14 protein-coding genes, 1 pseudogene and 1 riboswitch are annotated in these 16,524 nt (G+C 70.9%); of the genes and pseudogenes, 8 read left to right on the top strand and 7 right to left on the bottom strand.

Annotation, left to right across the window (positions count from 1 at the left end; genetic code table 11):
* Positions 1-2,752: HAD-IC family P-type ATPase (locus HMPREF0591_RS06015; RefSeq protein WP_040621232.1), on the top strand; the 2,752-nt coding region annotated here is incomplete at its 5' end.
* On the opposite strand, the pseudogene HMPREF0591_RS33715 reads toward HMPREF0591_RS06015, so the two are convergent.
* A pseudogene (locus HMPREF0591_RS33715) lies at positions 2,718-2,795 on the bottom strand (hypothetical protein); the annotation flags it as partial. The gene HMPREF0591_RS06015 and the pseudogene HMPREF0591_RS33715 overlap by 35 nt on opposite strands.
* A 63-nt stretch (positions 2,796-2,858) precedes the next feature.
* On the opposite strand from HMPREF0591_RS33715, the gene HMPREF0591_RS06010 reads away from it, so the two are divergent.
* A complete protein-coding gene (locus HMPREF0591_RS06010; RefSeq protein WP_007167554.1) occupies positions 2,859-3,134 on the top strand; it encodes a hypothetical protein in 276 nt (91 codons plus the stop codon).
* A gap of 18 nt (positions 3,135-3,152) precedes the next feature.
* Here HMPREF0591_RS06010 and HMPREF0591_RS06005 read toward each other — a convergent pair whose 3' ends face one another.
* The 3 genes from HMPREF0591_RS06005 to HMPREF0591_RS05995 form a co-directional block, all read right to left on the bottom strand.
* Positions 3,153-7,001 (bottom strand): SpoIIE family protein phosphatase, encoded by a 3,849-nt coding sequence (locus HMPREF0591_RS06005; protein ID WP_007167553.1) that lies wholly within the window; start codon positions 6,999-7,001, stop codon positions 3,153-3,155.
* On the bottom strand, positions 6,998-7,354 hold the full coding sequence (locus HMPREF0591_RS06000; RefSeq protein WP_007167552.1) for an STAS domain-containing protein: 357 nt from the start codon (positions 7,352-7,354) through the stop codon (positions 6,998-7,000). The genes HMPREF0591_RS06005 and HMPREF0591_RS06000 overlap by 4 nt, the downstream gene beginning before the upstream one ends.
* Positions 7,355-7,453: 99 nt before the next feature.
* Positions 7,454-8,191 (bottom strand): PAS and ANTAR domain-containing protein, encoded by a 738-nt coding sequence (locus HMPREF0591_RS05995; protein WP_050789978.1) that lies wholly within the window; start codon positions 8,189-8,191, stop codon positions 7,454-7,456.
* Between the two features lie 73 nt (positions 8,192-8,264).
* A riboswitch (TPP riboswitch) is annotated at positions 8,265-8,375 on the top strand.
* On the opposite strand from HMPREF0591_RS05995, the gene thiC reads away from it, so the two are divergent.
* The 5 genes from thiC to HMPREF0591_RS05970 all read left to right on the top strand — a co-directional run bounded on the left by thiC (position 8,368) and on the right by HMPREF0591_RS05970 (position 12,876).
* Positions 8,368-10,014: a phosphomethylpyrimidine synthase ThiC gene (gene thiC, locus HMPREF0591_RS05990; RefSeq protein WP_007167550.1), complete on the top strand. Its 1,647-nt coding sequence runs from the start codon at positions 8,368-8,370 to the stop codon at positions 10,012-10,014. It overlaps the preceding riboswitch by 8 nt.
* Complete coding sequence (gene thiD, locus HMPREF0591_RS05985) at positions 10,011-10,838, top strand: bifunctional hydroxymethylpyrimidine kinase/phosphomethylpyrimidine kinase (protein WP_007167549.1); 828 nt, start codon at positions 10,011-10,013, stop codon at positions 10,836-10,838. The genes thiC and thiD overlap by 4 nt, the downstream gene beginning before the upstream one ends.
* Positions 10,839-10,887: 49 nt before the next feature.
* Positions 10,888-11,520, top strand: a complete 633-nt coding sequence (locus tag HMPREF0591_RS05980; RefSeq protein ID WP_007167548.1) for an alpha/beta hydrolase family protein — start codon at positions 10,888-10,890, stop codon at positions 11,518-11,520.
* 32 nt (positions 11,521-11,552) lie between these two features.
* Entirely contained in the window at positions 11,553-11,987 is a 435-nt protein-coding gene (locus HMPREF0591_RS05975) for a MarR family winged helix-turn-helix transcriptional regulator (protein ID WP_007167547.1), read from the top strand.
* A gap of 19 nt (positions 11,988-12,006) precedes the next feature.
* Entirely contained in the window at positions 12,007-12,876 is an 870-nt protein-coding gene (locus tag HMPREF0591_RS05970) for an LLM class F420-dependent oxidoreductase (protein WP_007167546.1), read from the top strand.
* A 16-nt stretch (positions 12,877-12,892) separates the two neighbouring features.
* Here HMPREF0591_RS05970 and HMPREF0591_RS05965 read toward each other — a convergent pair whose 3' ends face one another.
* Together HMPREF0591_RS05965 and HMPREF0591_RS32175 are read right to left on the bottom strand one after the other, a co-directional pair.
* Positions 12,893-14,392: a neutral zinc metallopeptidase gene (locus HMPREF0591_RS05965; RefSeq protein ID WP_007167545.1), complete on the bottom strand. Its 1,500-nt coding sequence runs from the start codon at positions 14,390-14,392 to the stop codon at positions 12,893-12,895.
* A gap of 196 nt (positions 14,393-14,588) precedes the next feature.
* Positions 14,589-14,993 carry a hypothetical protein gene (locus tag HMPREF0591_RS32175; protein ID WP_007167543.1) on the bottom strand — a complete coding sequence of 135 codons (405 nt, stop codon included), beginning with the start codon at positions 14,991-14,993 and terminating at the stop codon, positions 14,589-14,591.
* A gap of 114 nt (positions 14,994-15,107) precedes the next feature.
* Here HMPREF0591_RS32175 and HMPREF0591_RS05955 point away from each other — a divergent pair, with 114 nt between their 5' ends.
* Positions 15,108-15,668 (top strand): hypothetical protein, encoded by a 561-nt coding sequence (locus HMPREF0591_RS05955; protein ID WP_007167542.1) that lies wholly within the window; start codon positions 15,108-15,110, stop codon positions 15,666-15,668.
* Here the strand turns inward: HMPREF0591_RS05955 and HMPREF0591_RS05950 are convergent.
* Positions 15,665-16,524 (bottom strand): HNH endonuclease signature motif containing protein (locus tag HMPREF0591_RS05950; RefSeq protein WP_007167541.1); only part of this gene is annotated, 860 nt, incomplete at its 5' end. The genes HMPREF0591_RS05955 and HMPREF0591_RS05950 overlap by 4 nt on opposite strands.

The raw sequence follows: 16,524 nt of genomic DNA, 5'->3' as shown, positions 1-16,524 counted from the left end.
CGCGATGGGCTCGCTGCTGATGATCCCCGGTGTCCGCGGCATCGGGCGCGGGCCGGTGACCAGCGGCGCGGCAGCCGGGCTGATGTCGGGCTACCTGTTGGCGCGCGGCGTCCTCAGGGCGGACGCGCCGCGCCCGGCGCCCGTGCGGGAATGGCACGCGATGGCGGTCGAGCACGTCCGCAGGGCGTTGCCGCCGCCCGATGCGGAGCCGGCCGGCGATCCGCGCCGGCTCGCGCTGGCCTCGCTCGGCGCCGCGCAGCCCGAGACGCGCGGGCACGAGTTTCTGCAGTTCCTGGCCGCCGTCCGCGCCGAGTTGACCGACCCGCTGACGCCGGTGCTGGCGCTCGGCTCGGCGGCCAGCGCGGTGCTGGGCTCGCCGGTCGACGCCGTCCTGGTCTTCTCGGTGCTGGCCGGCAACTCCATGCTCGCGGCCAGCCAGCGGCTGCGGGCCGAAAACCGGCTGAATCACCTTCTGGCGCAACAGATCCCGCCGGCCCGCAAGGTGGTGTCCGGCGCGAACGGGGATCGGGCTTACGCGGACGTCATCGCGGCGCAGCTGCAACCCGGCGACGTCATCGAGGTGCGCACCCACGAGGTGGTGCCGGCCGACGCCCGCATCATCGAGGAGGTCGACGTCGAGGTCGACGAGTCGACGCTGACCGGTGAGTCGCTGTCGGTGGAGAAGCAGGTCGAGCCGACGCCCGGCGCGGCCCTCGCCGAACGCCGCTGCATGCTGTACGCCGGGACGACGGTGGTGGCCGGCACCGCGGTGGCGGTGGTGACCGCGGTCGGGGCCGACACCCAGGAGCGCCGCGCCGCCGAGCTGGTGTCGGGCGAGATGTCGTCGGACATCGGGCTGCAGCACCAGCTCAGCCAGCTCACCAACCGGGCCTTCCCGGTCAGCATGACCGGCGGCGCCCTGGTCAGCGCGCTGGGCCTGCTGCGCGGGTCGGTCCTGCGCCAGGCCGTCGCCAGCGGCATCGCGATCGCCGTCGCGGCGGTTCCCGAGGGGATGCCCCTGGTGGCCACCCTGGCGCAGGCGGCGTCGGCGCGGCGGCTGACGAGGTTCGGCGCGCTGGTCCGCGTTCCGCGTTCGGTGGAGGCGCTCGGCCGCATCGACGTCGTCTGCTTCGACAAGACCGGGACGCTCAGCCAGAACCGGCTGCGGGTGGCCGAGGTCGTCGCGGCGCCGGGCGCGTCGCGCGACGAGGTGCTGCGCTGCGCCGCGCACGCCGCGCCGCCGGCCAACGGCAACCCGCACGTGCACGCCACCGACGTCGCCATCGTGGAGGCCGCCTCAGCCGCATTGGGGGCCGTGAACGGCCACAACTCGACCGCGCCCGCCGCACACCTGCCGTTCCGCTCCGGCCGGTCGTTCTCCGCCTCCGTGACCGACACCGAGCTGGCCGTCAAGGGCGCGCCGGAGGTGGTGCTGGCCGCCTGCGGGCGGGTGAGCGGCGAAATGGCGGAGACGGTCGCCCGGATGGCCGGCAGCGGCCTGCGGGTGATCGCGGTGGCGCGGCGGCAGCTGAGCGCCGCCCAGGCGGAGGCGATCCGGCGGGAACCCGACGACATCGCCGATCTCGCCCGCGACGGGCTGACCCTGACCGGGTTCCTGGGCCTGTCCGACACGCCGCGCGCCGAGGCCGCCGGCCTGCTCGCGGACCTGCGCCGGCTCTCGGTGGGCGTCAAGCTGATCACCGGCGACCACCCGATCACCGCGCGGGCCATCGCCGAGGAGCTCGGGCTGAGCGTGACCGCCGGGCAGGTGATCAGCGGCGCCGAGTGGGATGCGTTGTCCCGCAAGGACCAGGAGCGGGTCGTGACCGAGCGGGTGATCTTCGCCCGGATGACCCCGGAGAACAAGGTCCAGGTCGTCCAGACCCTCGAGAGCGCGGGCGTGCGCACCGCGATGGTCGGCGACGGCGCCAACGACGCCGCCGCTATCCGGGCCGCCACCGTTGGCATCGGCGTGGTCGCCGGCGGCAGCGACCCGGCACACATGGCGGCCGACGTGGTGCTGGTCGACGCCCGCATCGAGGGCCTGCGGCACGCGATCGAAGAGGGGCGCCAACTCTGGCAACGGGTGCAGGCGGCCGTGTCCGTGCTGCTCGGCGGCAACGCCGGGGAGGTGCTGTTCGCGATCGTCGGCAGCGCGATCACCGGGACGTCACCGCTGAATACGCGGCAGCTGCTGCTGGTGAACATGATGACCGACGCGCTGCCGGCGGCGGCGCTGGCAGTGAGCAAACCCAGCGGCCCGATCGACCCGGGCGTCCGGGGCCCGGACCAGCCGGCGTTGTGGCGCGCGGTCGCCATCCGCGGCGTGACGACCGCGGCGGCCACGACGGCGGCGTGGGCGATGGGCAGCGTCACCGGCCGCCCGCAGCGGGCGTCCACCGTCGCGCTGGTCGCCCTGGTGGGCGCGGAGCTCGGTCAGACGCTGCTGGACTCGCACGCCCCGCTGGTGGTGTTCACCGCGGCGGGCTCGCTGGTCGCGATGGGGACGCTGATCAGCATCCCGGTGGTCAGCCAGTTGCTCGGTTGCACACCGCTGGGTCCAGTCGGCTGGGCGCAGGGGCTGGGGTCCGCTGCCGCGGCGACGGTCGCGATCGGCGTGGCGAATCGTGTGCTGACGGGTCCGGACAAACCGGCCGATGCCCCCGTTGAGGTGCGTGAACCTCGACAACCCCGGCGCGCCACAGCAGCGCATAGAGTTCCTGTAACGGCACCTTCAGCACCCGAGCGATAGATGAGACTAGCGGATCGCCCCCGGTGTCGGTCATCGTCGACATAGGTCCGACGGTGGCCGCACGACCCGGCGAGTCGGCAAACCCTTCGTTACCGAAAGGCAAATCATGGCGGAAAAGAAGTCGCGCAGGGGGACGTCGCAGCGCGAGGCGGTGGAAAAGATCCGCGAGGGCGAAACGTTCCACGTGAACCTTCCGGTGCTCGGCCAGATGGAGATTCCCCGGCCCGAGCAATTGGCCTATTTCGGGGGCCTGGCCGCGCTGGCGGCCTTCGAGCTAATCGACTGGCCGGTGGCGGTGGTGATCGCCGCCGGACACTTCCTGGCCAGCAACCACCACAACAAGCTCCTCGAGGAGCTCGGCGAGGCCATGGAAGATGCCTAGCAGACGCCTAGCAGATGCCTAACCGGCCCCGAGGGCGTGGTCGAACCGCAACGTGACCCGAGTTCCGCCCGGGGTGCGCACCGTGTCGACGTGGTCGGCCAGCCCACCGATCAGGGTCAGGCCGCGGCCGCGGCGCCGGCTGCGCAGGCTGGCCGAGGAGTCGCCCACCCACCGCCCCGTGTCGCTGACCGTGACCGCGACCGTCCGCTGACGCAGGAAGGCCTCCACCGACACCGTTCGGCGCGCCTCACCCTCGCTGCCGTGCTCGATCGCGTTGGTCACGGCCTCACCGGTCGCCAGCAGGATGTCGTGTTCGCGCTTCGGGGCGACGCCGATGCCGGTCAGCCAGTCGCGTAGCCGCTCGCGCGCGACGGGAATCTGATCGGGCGCGGCCGTCACCACGGTGGCGAAGCTGCGCGGGGATTCGTGGCTCGGCCGCAGCGCCAGCACGACGACGTCGTCGCGGTAGCCGGCGGGCGGCGCCAGCCGGGCGAGCAGCTCGGCGCACACCGACTCGACCGGCAGGTCGGCGCATTCCGCGGCCGCGGCCTTCAGCCGGGCGAGGCCGTCGTCGAGCGTCTCGCCGGCGCGTTCGATGAGCCCGTCGGTGTAGAGCAGGAGCAGGCCGCCCGGCGGCAGGTTGGCCGTCGCGGTGGCGTCGGCCGGGTAGCTGTCGGCGTCGTGTTCCTTGATGGCGACCGGCAGCCGGCGGCCGGAGGTCAGGAACACCGCGCGGTGGTCGGGGAAGACGAGCAGCGGATAGGGGTGGCCGGCGCAGCTGTAGCTGACGGCGGCGCGACCGGTGTCCGGTTCGGGGTCGACGACGGCGTAGGCCACCGTCGCGCAGCGCGCACCCGCGACGCTGGCGCCGTAGCGGTCCAGCGCCCCCAGCACCGCGCCCGGCCCGCCCGCGGTCAGGGCCGAGGCGGCCACCGCGGCGCGCAGCCGGCTCATCACGATCGCGGCGGCCAGCCCGTGCCCGACGACGTCGCCCACCGAGATCGCGACCCGGCCGGCGCGATCCAGCGGGGTGACCGAATACCAGTCGCCGCCGACGCGCATCGCCTCCCCGGCCGGCTGGTACTTCGCCGCCACGACCGCGGCCGTCGAGCCGCGGTCCAGGTCCAGCAGCTGCTCCTGGAATTCGACGGCGATCCGGTGTTCGCGCGCCATGACGCGGACCCGATCCACGGCCGAGGAGGTCAGGTCGGCCATGCGGCTGAAGGTGTCCAGTTCGGCGGCGTCGAACCGGCGCGGCGCCGACCACAACAGGCCCAGCACACCGGCGACGCGGCCCGAGTGATCCCGCAGGGGGTGGGCGACGCAGGCACGCACGCTGCCGGCGGTGTCCTGCACCGCGTGCTGGTAGCGCGGCGGCAGGTCGAACGTGTCGGTGATGACCATCGACTCGCCGGTGCGCACCACGTCGGCCCCCACCACCGGGGAGTCGAGTCCGGTCACGTGGTAGCGGTCGCGCAGCTCGCCGGGCAGGTGGCCGGCGTATTCGAACCGGATGTGCCGGTCGCCGTCGAGGACGCCGATGGTGACGGTGGCCGCGTCGGCCGAGCCGAACGAGGATTCCAGCAGGGCGTCCAGGATCCCGGCGACCGAGTCCGTGGCCTGCAGCGCGGAGTCGAGTTGCACCAGGTCGGAGGCCGCGGCGCGGCGCTGCCGGTCGCGCTCGCGGGCGACCGCGGACAGCCTCGACTTGACCCGGTCGACCAGCTCCCGGGAACGGAACGGCTTGGGCAGGTAGTCGTCGGCCCCGCCGGCGTAGCCCTCGTCGACCGCCTCCGCGCCGGCCCGGGCGGACAGCATGAGGACCGGCGTGGCCGCCAGTTCCGGGTCCGTGCGGACGGCCGCCACCAGTTCGAAGCCGTCGATGCCGGGCATCATGACGTCGGTGACGATCGCGTCCGGGCGTAGGTTTCGGGCCGCGGCCAGCGCCGACTCGCCGTCCGCGGCCACGATGGTCTCGAAGTGGGCCGAGAGCACCCGGTCGAGATGGTGGCGCATGTCGGCGTTGTCGTCCGCGATCAGCACCACCGGGCGAGACCTCTCGGGCGCGGCCGTCGACCCGTCACGGTCCGATGCCGGCGTCAGCCACTGCCGGGCCTCCGCCACGTACGGGTTGGTCTCGTCCAGGGTGCCGGCGGGCGCCTGGTCGGCCGCCGTGCCGGCGGCCGACCGCGGCAACCGGACGGTCACCGTTGTCCCGCGGTCCACCTCGCTGTCGATCTGCACCGTTCCGCTGTGCAGCTCGACGAGCCCGCGCACCAGCGACAGCCCGATCCCGGTGCCCTCCACGCTGCGGCCCCGCAGGTTGTCGGCACGGTAGAACCGGTCGAACAGGCGGTCCAGATCGTCGGCGGCGATCCCCACCCCGGTGTCGCGAATGGTGACGACGCAGTGCGCCGGTTCGGCGCGCACCCGGACCGAAATCGACCCGTGCAGAGTGTATTTCACCGCATTCGAAAGAAGATTCAAGACGATGGTCTCCCACATGCCCGGGTCGAGGTCGGCCGGCGCCGGGGAGCAGTCCACCACGAGATCGAGCCCCGCCCGGTGGCACAGCTCGCTGAACGACGACGCGATGTGGGCGGTCAGCGCGCCGACGTCGGTGCACGCCAGCTTCGCGGTGGCGCGGCCGGCCTCGATGCGGGAGAAATCGAGCAGCGAGTCGACCAGACGCTGCAGGCGCCGGGCGTTGCGGCCCGCGGTGCTCAGCCGGTCCGCCAGCACGCTTGCCGGCGCCGCTTCGGCGAGCGCATCGTCGAGCGGACCGAGGAGCAGCGTCAGCGGGGTGCGGAATTCGTGGCTGACGTTGGTCAGAAACGCCGTCTTGGCCCGGTCCAGCTCGGCCAGCGCGTCGGCCCGCTGCCGTTGCTGTTCGTACGAGACGGCGGAGGCCAGCGCCGCCGACAGCTGGTCGGTCAGTAGTTGGCAGAACGCGCGGTACATCGAATCGAGGGGACGAAGGGGACTGACCCCGATCACCACCGCCCCGGCGTTCGACGTTTCAGCGAGCGGTAGCACCAGGGCCTGACGCGGACAGGTTTCGCCGAAAAGCTTTGTGATGCCGGGGATGACGCCCTCCAGCCGGTCGATGACGCGCGCGGCCCGGGCGCGCGGCGCGGCGTCCTCACCCGTGAGCTCGGCCAGCGAGCCCGGCAGCAGCGCGCGGACGGACGGCGTGGCCCCGCGCAGGGTGCTGACGCGCGCCCCCTTCCCTTCACCGGCCACGTACACGGCGACGAACGGCAGGTCCAGCGGCTGCGCGCCGCACACCGCGACGGCGCCGGCGACCGCGTCGTCGATGGTGTGCGCGTCCATCACAGCGGTCGCCACCGCGTTGAGCAACTGCAGCCGCCGCTCGCTCAACACCCGGTCGGTCGTTTCGATCACCGCGCAGAAGATGGCGGTGACGACGCCGTCGTCGCCGACGATGGGGCTGTAGGTGAAGGTGAAGTACCGCTCCTGGGCCTGCCCGCCGGTCATCAGCGGCAGCATCAGGTCGTCGGACCAGGTCGCGACGCCGGTGTCCAGGACGCTGACGAGCATCGGGGAGATCTGCTGCCAGATCTCCCACCACACCTGATCGGCGGGACAACCCAGCGCCGCCGGATGTTTGTCCCCCAGGATCTGCGCGTAGGCGTCGTTGTATATCAGGAAGAGATCCCGGCCAACCCAGAGCACGATGGGAAAGCGCGACGTCAGGGCGACCGCCACGGCGGACCGGATCTCGCGCGACCACTCCTGCGGCGGCCCCAACGGGTGGGCGTCCCAGTCGAATTCGGCGAACCGGCGGCCCACCTCGCCGCCCAAACCGACCGCAGCCGCCAAGTCGGCCGGCAGCGCCGGGGTCATTGCTGTCGCTTGCGTTGCAACGCGTCAGACAGCGTGGGATAGATGTCGAGGATGCCGTCCAGCTCGGTCACCTGGATCGGACGAAGCACCTGGTCGTGATCGGCCACCAGGCGGACCGCCGTACCGGCTTCCTTGCCTTCGTCGTGACACTCGAGCACCGCGTTCAGCGCCGCGCTGCCGAAGAAGTCCACGGCTTGCAGGTCCACGACGACCAGCCGGGCCGGGTGCGTCCCGGCCAGTTTGAGGGCGGCGGTCAGGTGGGCGGTTACCTCATCGACGGTACTGGAGTCGACGCCGCCGCTAACGCGCACCACCACAGCGTCCTCGAGTGCCTCGTGTTCCACCGCCAACAACTCAGCGCCTTTCGCAGTCGTGCCCGAGGCGCGACCGCGCCGCTCGGAGTGTAGGAACACTAACTGTTTGCGGGCTGCCGCGTTCGCGTATTCCCCTGGTTACCCAGTGGACTCGGCGGATATCCGTTCGTGCACCGTCAGCAGCAGGTGATCGAACTGACTCTGCAGCGTGGTCGTCGCGCCGTCCAGCGTCGTCACCTCCGCGAGCAGTTGCCGGGCCAGCGCCCGCAGTTTCACGTTGGTCTCCTGCGATCGCCACTGCAGCACACGGAAGGCCTGCTCGGCGCTGACCCGGTAGACGAACATCAGCACACCCTTGGCCTGCTCGATCGCCGCGCGGCTTTCGAAGAGGTCCGGGAGCGCCTCGTCGAGCACCTCCTGCCGCGTCTCGTCGAAGGTGTTGGTGAGGTCGATGTAATAGCCCGCGGTCCCCACCACGGCGCCCGAGTCGTCGTGCATGCGGTCGGCGACGACGATCGCGTCGTGCACGTTGCCGGCGGTGTCGATGAACCGGTGCCGGCTGGAGAACGACTCCGCGGACTGCAGCGCGAAGTCGAGCACCTCCTGGACGTGCGCGCGATCGTCGGGGTGCTTGTGCGACAACAACAGCCTCGTCGTCGGCTCGACGCTTCCCGGTTCGTAGCCGTGCATCCTGGCCACCTCGTCGGACCACTCCCAGCGCTCACCGATGAACCAGAAACGGAAGGTGCCGACGTTCAGATGCCGGGCCACCGCCTCGACCGGGCCCGGCTGTTGGCTGCGGGATCCGGCGGGTGTCGCCCCGTCCGTGTCCCCTGGCTGTCGCACGTTTGCATTTTTCCATTCAGGGGATCCCATCGGCTACTGCCCCGGCCAAATGGCCCGCCCACATGCCAGGCGGCCCCGGGTGGGGGTAACGTCGCCTGCGGACCATCCACAACGCGGGAGCGCACGGCGAATGCGCTGAGAGGACGGCTTGCGGCCGTCGACCGTACGAACCTGACCGGGTAATGCCGGCGTAGGGAGATGAAAAAATGACTGATGTCCTTCCCGGAACCGTCGACGCGTCGGTGACCACCGGACCCATCGCCGGCAGTAGCAAGGTTTACCGCGAACTGGACGGGTTCCCCGGCGCGCGAGTCCCCTTCCGGCGCGTGCACCTGTCCACCGGGGACCACTTCGACCTCTACGACACGTCGGGCCCCTACACAGACGCGGACGCGGTCATCGATCTCGCCTCCGGCCTGTCCCCGCGCCCGGGGGTGGTCCGCGACCGTGGTACCCAGCTGCAGCGGGCCCGGGCCGGCGAGATCACCGCCGAGATGGCCTACATCGCCGCCCGCGAGGACATGCCCGCCGAACTGGTGCGCGACGAGGTCGCCCGCGGCCGCGCGGTGATCCCGGCCAACCACAACCACCCCGAGAGCGAGCCGATGATCATCGGCAAGGCCTTCGCGGTCAAGGTCAACGCCAACATCGGCAACTCCGCGGTGACGTCGTCGATCGCCGAGGAGGTCGACAAGATGGTGTGGGCCACCCGCTGGGGCGCCGACACCATCATGGACCTGTCCACCGGCCGCAACATCCACGAAACCCGCGAATGGATCCTGCGCAACTCCCCGGTGCCGGTCGGCACGGTGCCCATCTACCAGGCGCTGGAGAAGGTCAACGGCGATCCGACCGCACTGACCTGGGAGATCTACCGCGACACCGTGATCGAGCAGTGCGAGCAGGGCGTGGACTACATGACCGTGCACGCCGGCGTGCTGCTGCGGTACGTGCCGCTGACGGCCAAGCGGGTCACCGGGATCGTCTCCCGCGGCGGCTCGATCATGGCGGCGTGGTGCCTGGCCCATCACACGGAGTCGTTCCTGTACACCAACTTCGAGGAGCTCTGCGACATCTTCGCCCGCTACGACGTCACCTTCTCCCTCGGTGACGGGCTGCGGCCGGGCTCGATCGCCGACGCCAACGACGCCGCCCAGTTCGCCGAGCTGCGCACGCTGGGCGAGCTGACGAAGATCGCGAAAGCCCATGGCGCGCAGGTGATGATCGAGGGGCCGGGCCACGTCCCGATGCACAAGATCGTGGAGAACGTGCGCCTGGAAGAGGAGCTGTGCGAGGAGGCGCCGTTCTACACGCTGGGCCCGCTGGCCACCGACATCGCGCCGGCCTACGACCACATCACCTCGGCGATCGGCGCGGCGATCATCGCCCAGGCGGGCACCGCGATGCTGTGCTACGTCACCCCGAAGGAACACCTCGGGCTGCCGGACCGCAAGGACGTCAAGGACGGCGTGATCGCCTACAAGATCGCGGCGCACTCGGCGGACCTGGCCAAGGGACACCCGCGCGCGCAGGAACGCGACGACGCGCTGTCGACGGCCCGCTTCGAGTTCCGCTGGAACGACCAGTTCGCGCTGTCGCTGGACCCCGACACCGCGCGGGAATTCCACGACGAGACACTGCCGGCCGAGCCCGCAAAGACGGCGCACTTCTGCTCGATGTGCGGGCCCAAGTTCTGCTCCATGCGGATCACCGCCGACGTCCGGGCCTACGCCGCCGAGCACGGGCTCGACAGCGAGGAGGCGATCGAGGCGGTCATGAGCGAGGGCATGGCCGAGAAGTCGCGCGAGTTCGCCGAACACGGCAACCGGGTGTACCTGCCGATCACCCAGTGAGCTACCTGCCGCTACCGCCGCCGGGCGCCACCCCCGCGCGGGTGCTGTCCATCGCCGGATCGGATTCGGGCGGCGGCGCGGGCATTCAGGCCGACATGCGCACCATGGCGCTGCTGGGCGTGCACGCCTGTGTCGCGGTCTCCGCGGTCACGGTGCAGAACACGCTGGGGGTCAAGGGCTTTCACGAGGTGCCCGCCGGCGTCGTCGCCGACCAGATCGAGGCGGTGGTCACCGATATCGGCGTCCAGGCCGCCAAGACGGGCATGCTGGCGTCGTCGGCCATCATCGCGGCGGTGGCCGACACCTGGCGCCGGCTCGGGCTGACGGTTCCGCTCGTGGTCGACCCGGTGTGCGCGTCCATGCACGGCGACGCGTTGCTGGCGGAGTCCGCGCTGGATTCCCTTCGCGGGCAACTGTTTCCGCTGGCCACCCTGGTCACGCCGAACCTGGACGAGGTGCGGCTGCTGGTGGGGATCGACGTGGTGGACGCGGAGTCGCAGCGGGCGGCCGCCGAGGCGCTGCACGCGCTGGGCCCGCGCTGGGCGCTGGTCAAGGGCGGCCACCTCCGTTCCTCCGACCGCAGCTGCGACCTGCTCTACGACGGGGCCGCCTGGCACGAATTCGACTCCGAGCGGTTGCCCGGCGGCAACGATCACGGCGGTGGCGACACCCTGGCCGCCGCCATCGCCTGCGCGCTGGCGCACGGCTTCACCGTCCCCGACGCGGTCGGGTTCGGGAAGCGGTGGGTCACCGAGTGTCTGCGCGCCTCGTATCCGCTGGGCCACGGCCACGGGCCCGTCTCACCCCTGTTCCGGCTGTCATGATTGCCCGCCTCCACCTCAGTCCGTACCGGACCGCATCGTCGGCGGGCGTGTGAACCTCGACCAGATCGCCGGTGTGGCGCACGAACCCGACGGGCCGCCCGCCGGGGTGGTGGTCCTGACCCATGGCGCCGGCGGGAACCGGGACTCACCGCTGCTGCAACAGGTTTGCGACGAATGGGCACGACGCGGCTGGCTGGCGGTGCGGTACAACCTGCCCTACCGCCGCCGCCGGCCCACCGGACCGCCGTCGGGCTCGGCCGCCGCCGACCGGGCGGGGATCGTCGAGGCGATCACGTTGTGCCGCGGGCTGGCCGACGGCCCGGTCATCGCGGGGGGGCATTCCTACGGCGGGCGGCTGACGTCCATGGTGGTGGCCGCCCGCGAGGCTTCTCCCGTTGAAGTCGACCTACTGACGCTGTTCTCGTATCCGGTGCATCCGCCGGGGAAGCCGGAACGCGCCCGCACCGAGCACCTGCCCGACATCAGGGTCCCGACGGTGTTCACGCACGGGACGTCGGACCCGTTCGGCACGCCCGACGAATTGCGCGCCGCCGCCGCGCTGGTCACCGGCACGACCGCCGTCGTCGAGATCGCCGGGGCGCGGCACGATCTGCGATCCAAGACGCTGAACGTGGCGGCGCTGGCGGTCGAGGCGGCACTGCAACTGCTCGGACGCAATTAGACAGCTTGGACTGATCAGTTTAGACTGATCTTGTGGACGGCATCAGCGAATCGGCGGCGGCTGCGGCCCGCGATCTGCGGGTGGTCTTCAGCCGGCTGCGACGGCGCCTACGGGAACTCGCCACCGACGGCGACCTGACGCCCTCGCAGACCGCGGTGCTCAACCGGCTCTGGAAAGACGGGCCCTCGTCGGCGAGCGGCCTGGCCTCGGCCGAGCGGGTGCGTCCACAGTCCATGGCCACGATAGTGGCCGCCCTCAAGCAGCGGGGACTCATCGAGCGCAGGCCCGACCCGGAAGACAAACGGCGGCAGCTGATTTCGTTGACCGCCGCGGGCCGGCGGCGCGCCGAGAGCAACCGGCAGGTCAGCGAGGAGTGGCTGGCACGCGCCATCCACGAGCGGTACTCCGAACGCGAGCGCCGCGTCATCCTCGACGCCCTGGTTCTGCTAGAGCGCTTGACCGAATGACGAGAGGACAAGGGCCGCAATGGAATTAGGAGCGCACTTCATCGATTTTCTGCCCGGGGACCCGGCGGCGCTGGGCCCCACCCTGGCCGACGCGGCCAAGGCCGCCGAGCAGGGCGGGGCGACGCTGTTCACGCTGGCCGACCACTTCTTCCAGATGGAGAACGTGGGGCGCGCGGAGGACCCGTTCCTCGAGGGCTACACCTCACTGGGCTTTCTGGCCGGGCAGACCACCGGGATCGAGCTGAGCCTGCTGGTCACCGGGGTCACCTATCGCTATCCGGGACTGCTCGCCAAGGCGGTCACCACACTGGACGTCTTGTCGCAGGGCCGCGCGATGCTCGGGCTCGGGGCGGCGTGGTACGACCGCGAGCACGCCGCCCTCGGCTTCCCCTATCCGCCGGTGGGCCAGCGCTTCGAGATGCTCGAAGAGACGCTGCAGATCTGCCGGCAGATGTGGAGCGACGACGACGGCCCGTACCGGGGCAAGCACTACCAGTTGGCCGAGACCATCTGTGCGCCGCAACCGATTCGGCGGCCGCCGGTCCTGATCGGCGGCGACGGCGAGAAGAAGACGCTCCGCCTGGTCGCGCAGTACGCCGACATCTGGAACAGCACCGTGACCGAGCCCGCTGAGTTCGGGCGCAAGGTCGAGGTGCTGAACCGCCACTGCGACGCTGTCGGTCGCGACCCGGGCGAGATCCGCAAGACGGTGGGCCTGTTCGTGAACCCGTTCGACGACCTCGACGGATACTTCGGGACCGTCGAGCGCTTCGCCGCGCTGGGCGTCGAGCTGGTCAATGCCGGCCCCTTTCCCGGCAACCCGGACCCCGTCGGCTTCATCCGCCGCCTCGGCGACGAGGTGATCCCCAAGCTCACCGAGATCGGTTGAGCCGGGATGGTTTCCGTCAGCCCGGGTAGCGGGAGTAGCAGGCGTCCATGTTCCCGGCGACGCCGCCGCGGAACGCCGCTATCCGGGTGAAGCCGGCCGGCACGCTGGTGCCGTCGGCGTCGCTGGCGACGAGGTGGTTGGTCAACAAGCCGGCCACCGCCTCGTCGAGATCGCCGGCCGTCAACAGCAATTGTTTCTGCGACGACAGCTCGATGGGTTCGGCCATCTTGCGATGCACCACGCCCGTCAGGCAGGCCGTGCGCAGCGCGGTCCACGGGCTCTGCATGGCCAGGTCGCGTTCGTGCTGGACGGCCAGCGCGTACCGCGACATCACGACCGACAGCGCCGTGTCGTCGCCCTGCGGCAGCGTCTGCTCGTTCTCGTCGGCGACCTTGCCCATCACCGCGAGCTTGGGCAGGTCGACCACGATCGTGTTGGTGGCCGGGCAATAGGACGCCGGCGGGCTGGGCTTCGCGTCCGGGCAATTGGCCGGCTGGTAGGACAACGCCGGCGGGTTCTTCGGGGTGAAGATCTTTCCGAGCAGCTCCATCAGGGAGGAGAGGGTGTCCTGGTCGATCGGCACCTCACCGGTTTCGGGGTTTCCGGTGCTGCTGTCGACCCGCAGCGCGTTGGGCAGGTCGCCGCGGCGCTGCTCGATCTCCTTCCTGTCGATGCCAGCGCAGGCGGAGGCGCCGGCGAGGAAACCCATCTGGAAGGCGCTGATGCGGTCCAGGGCCGACCCGTGTTCGTCGTCGTTCTCGGTCTCGCTGTCGATCACGGGGTCCCGGGTGGTGATGATCCCCGCCAGCACGTGGTCGAGCCCGTCGGCGGTGCTCAGGGTGAACCGCGGCGACTTGCCGTCGGCGACCCAGAACAGGTAGACGCCCGCGAAGCAGTCGGCCTGCTGCTCGTGCACGATGGTGGGGTCGCGCCTGGTGACCAGCTTGGCCATGTTCTGCAGGGCGTGGCCGAATTCGTGGGCCAGCACACCGTTGACGGACATGTCGCCGAAGTACTTCTGCGCGACCGGCATGAACACCCCACGGTCCCAGGCGATCAGGTTGCAGCGCGACGTGTAGAAGGCGTTGACGAGTTTGTAGGTGTCGTTGTGGCAAACGATGGGGCTCGACGGAGAGTTGGAGTTGTACGACACCATCTTGCCGACCGGGACGAAACTGCCCTTCAGGGATTGGCCGTACACCGACTTCCAGTATTCCTCGATGTCGTTGACCGACAGCAACGAAAGCTTGTCGATCGCGCCGTGGTCGGTGTTGACCACCGTGCCGGTCGGGTCGGGCGCGTTCGGGCGGATCCCGCTGGGGCCGTTCGTCGCGGGCAGGCCGCCCACCCGGAAGGGGTCGTTGAGCATGGATAAGGCGCGCCCGCCGACGAAAGATGTGCAGCCGGCCACCACGATTGCCGCCGCCGCACAGATCGACGCCGTCCGGAGCAAGGCGGCCGCCCCGCGGGGACGGCCACCGGCCGGCTGACGTCGAATGCGCGCATGGCTGTTCATACCAACCTCATCCCGACCCGGCTGCGGGGCAGCACCAAAGGGTCTCATTCTAGAGCGGTTGGCTAACTATGACAGCCCGAATGACCACGGCACGCGAACGGCCGTCGCGGTGCGGCGAGGCGGGGATGCCGGGCGGATTACCGGTGGGCGAACGGGAAACGCCGGGCCGGAATCAGTTTCGGAACAGCGAACTTCGCTAGGGGCGCGGCGCGCTCGGCGTCGGCGTTTGCTGAGGTCCCGTCGGGCCACCCGGGCCCATGCCACCGGGCCCCATCATGCCGCCCGACCCCATGCCACCGGGCCCCATCATGCCGCCCGACCCCATGCCACCGGGCCCCATCATGCCGCCGGGCCCCATCATGGGGCAGGTACCGCCACGCCCGCCGCCGTACCCGTGGTGCCACCCGTAGTGGCCGCTTGACGACCAGCCCAGGAACAGTCCCGTGAAGAAGATCACCGCGGCGACGAATACGACACCGGCGACGATGACCACCCACGCGACCACTTGACCCAGCCGACTGTGCTCGCCGGATCGGTGCGTGTCCCCGGGTTGGTCGGTGACGGTGGTCGATCCGGCACTGGTTTCAGGATTCTGCGTCATCCTCGAATGGTCCCATACGCATACCCACCGGGGGTAGGGACCATTGGCCCTAGAGGGCGCGGTGCTGGTCTGGTCGACTTGTCTGATCGCCTGGACGAGTGTTCCGGAGGGGCTATGGCTGGATTGACGCGACGTGCGGCCCTTGCCGCGTTCGGAGTGCTCGGCGCGGGCGGCACCCTCGGCTACCTGGGCCGCGGCGCCCTTCCGCCGCCCACGGCGGCCATCCGCCTGACGGACGGCGGCGGTTGCATGGGCGCCGGCCCCATGGAAATGCGGCGCTACATGCAAATGTTCATGCGACACAGCGAAATACGGCGCGTCGTCGAGGACATCCCCGGTGGCGTGCGCACCACCACCGAATCGGATTCCCCGGCCCTGGCCGCCCAACTGCAGGCGCACGTCTCGAGCATGTACGCCCACCTCGATCAGGGCATCGAGGTCCGCTGCATGAGCGAAAGCCTGCCGACCCTTTTCCGTCAGGCCGGCGGCTACCGCCGCCAGCTCACGTTCACACCGAAGGGCGTGATCGCCGAGGAGACCACCGACGACCCCGCCCTCGGCGACGTCATCCGCGCGCACGCGCGGGAGGTCACCGGGTTCGTGCAGGACGGGATGCCCGCCACGATGCGACAGTCGATGGGCTGCGGCCGGATGATGGGGCCGGGCATGCCCTAGAAGGGCGGCGGTTCGTCGTCGGGGGGCGCGGGGCCGGAGGGTGCGGTGCCGGGGGGCGACGCGCTGGTCGGCACGGCGGGTGGGGTGGTCAGCCGGGCTTGGCGGTTGTGGTGGCGTTCGGTGGCGATGCGCTGGGCCCGGTTCTGGGCGCGGGTGCGGGTGCGCAGCGGCATCATCGCGGTGCGCTGCCCGCAGCGCTCGGCGACCGGGACGGGCGTGAGCGGCGGGTCGCCGGTGGGCGCGCACAGCGTGGGGAACAGCAACGCGCTGCCCGGGGTGGTGACGTAGGTGTGCCCGTCGGGCAGCCGCCAGATCAGCGTGCCGTCGGGCAGCTGTTCGTCGCGCCAACCCCAGAACGTCTTGAGCAAATGATGTTGGCGGCACAGGACTTTCAGGTTCGACGCATGCGTCGGGCCACCCTGGGCATACGGGATCGTGTGGTCGATGTCGCAGGCGACGGCCGGGCGGTCACACCCCGGCGCCCGACACGTCAGATCCCGGCACCGCACGAAATCGGCCAGCCCGGCCGAGGGCGTGTAGCGCGGCTCGGCTTGCGTCGGGGCGCCCACCGCGACGAGCCTGGCCGAGCCGGCCAACTCCGCGATCAGCTCGGCAGAGATCAGCCCGTCGGCGCCCAGCTCCGAGCCCGGAGCCGACCCGCGACCCTCGACGCTGGCCCGCTCGGCGACCACATGAATGACCACCGGCGAGGTCGCGGGCCGCTGGGCGGCCGCACAGTCAGCCCGACCGCAGCGGCAGCCCAGCCGATCGCCCGAAGCCGCCAGCGCCCCGAGCGCATCAGCGCGCAGCTGGTCTCGGCTGCGCGGGTCATGCGCACACACCGTGTCCGCCAGGG

The organism is Mycobacterium parascrofulaceum ATCC BAA-614, from assembly GCF_000164135.1.
GTDB lineage: Bacteria > Actinomycetota > Actinomycetes > Mycobacteriales > Mycobacteriaceae > Mycobacterium > Mycobacterium parascrofulaceum.
The sequence above is the reverse complement of the archived record's forward strand: the minus strand, read 5'-3'. Positions and strand labels throughout refer to the sequence as shown.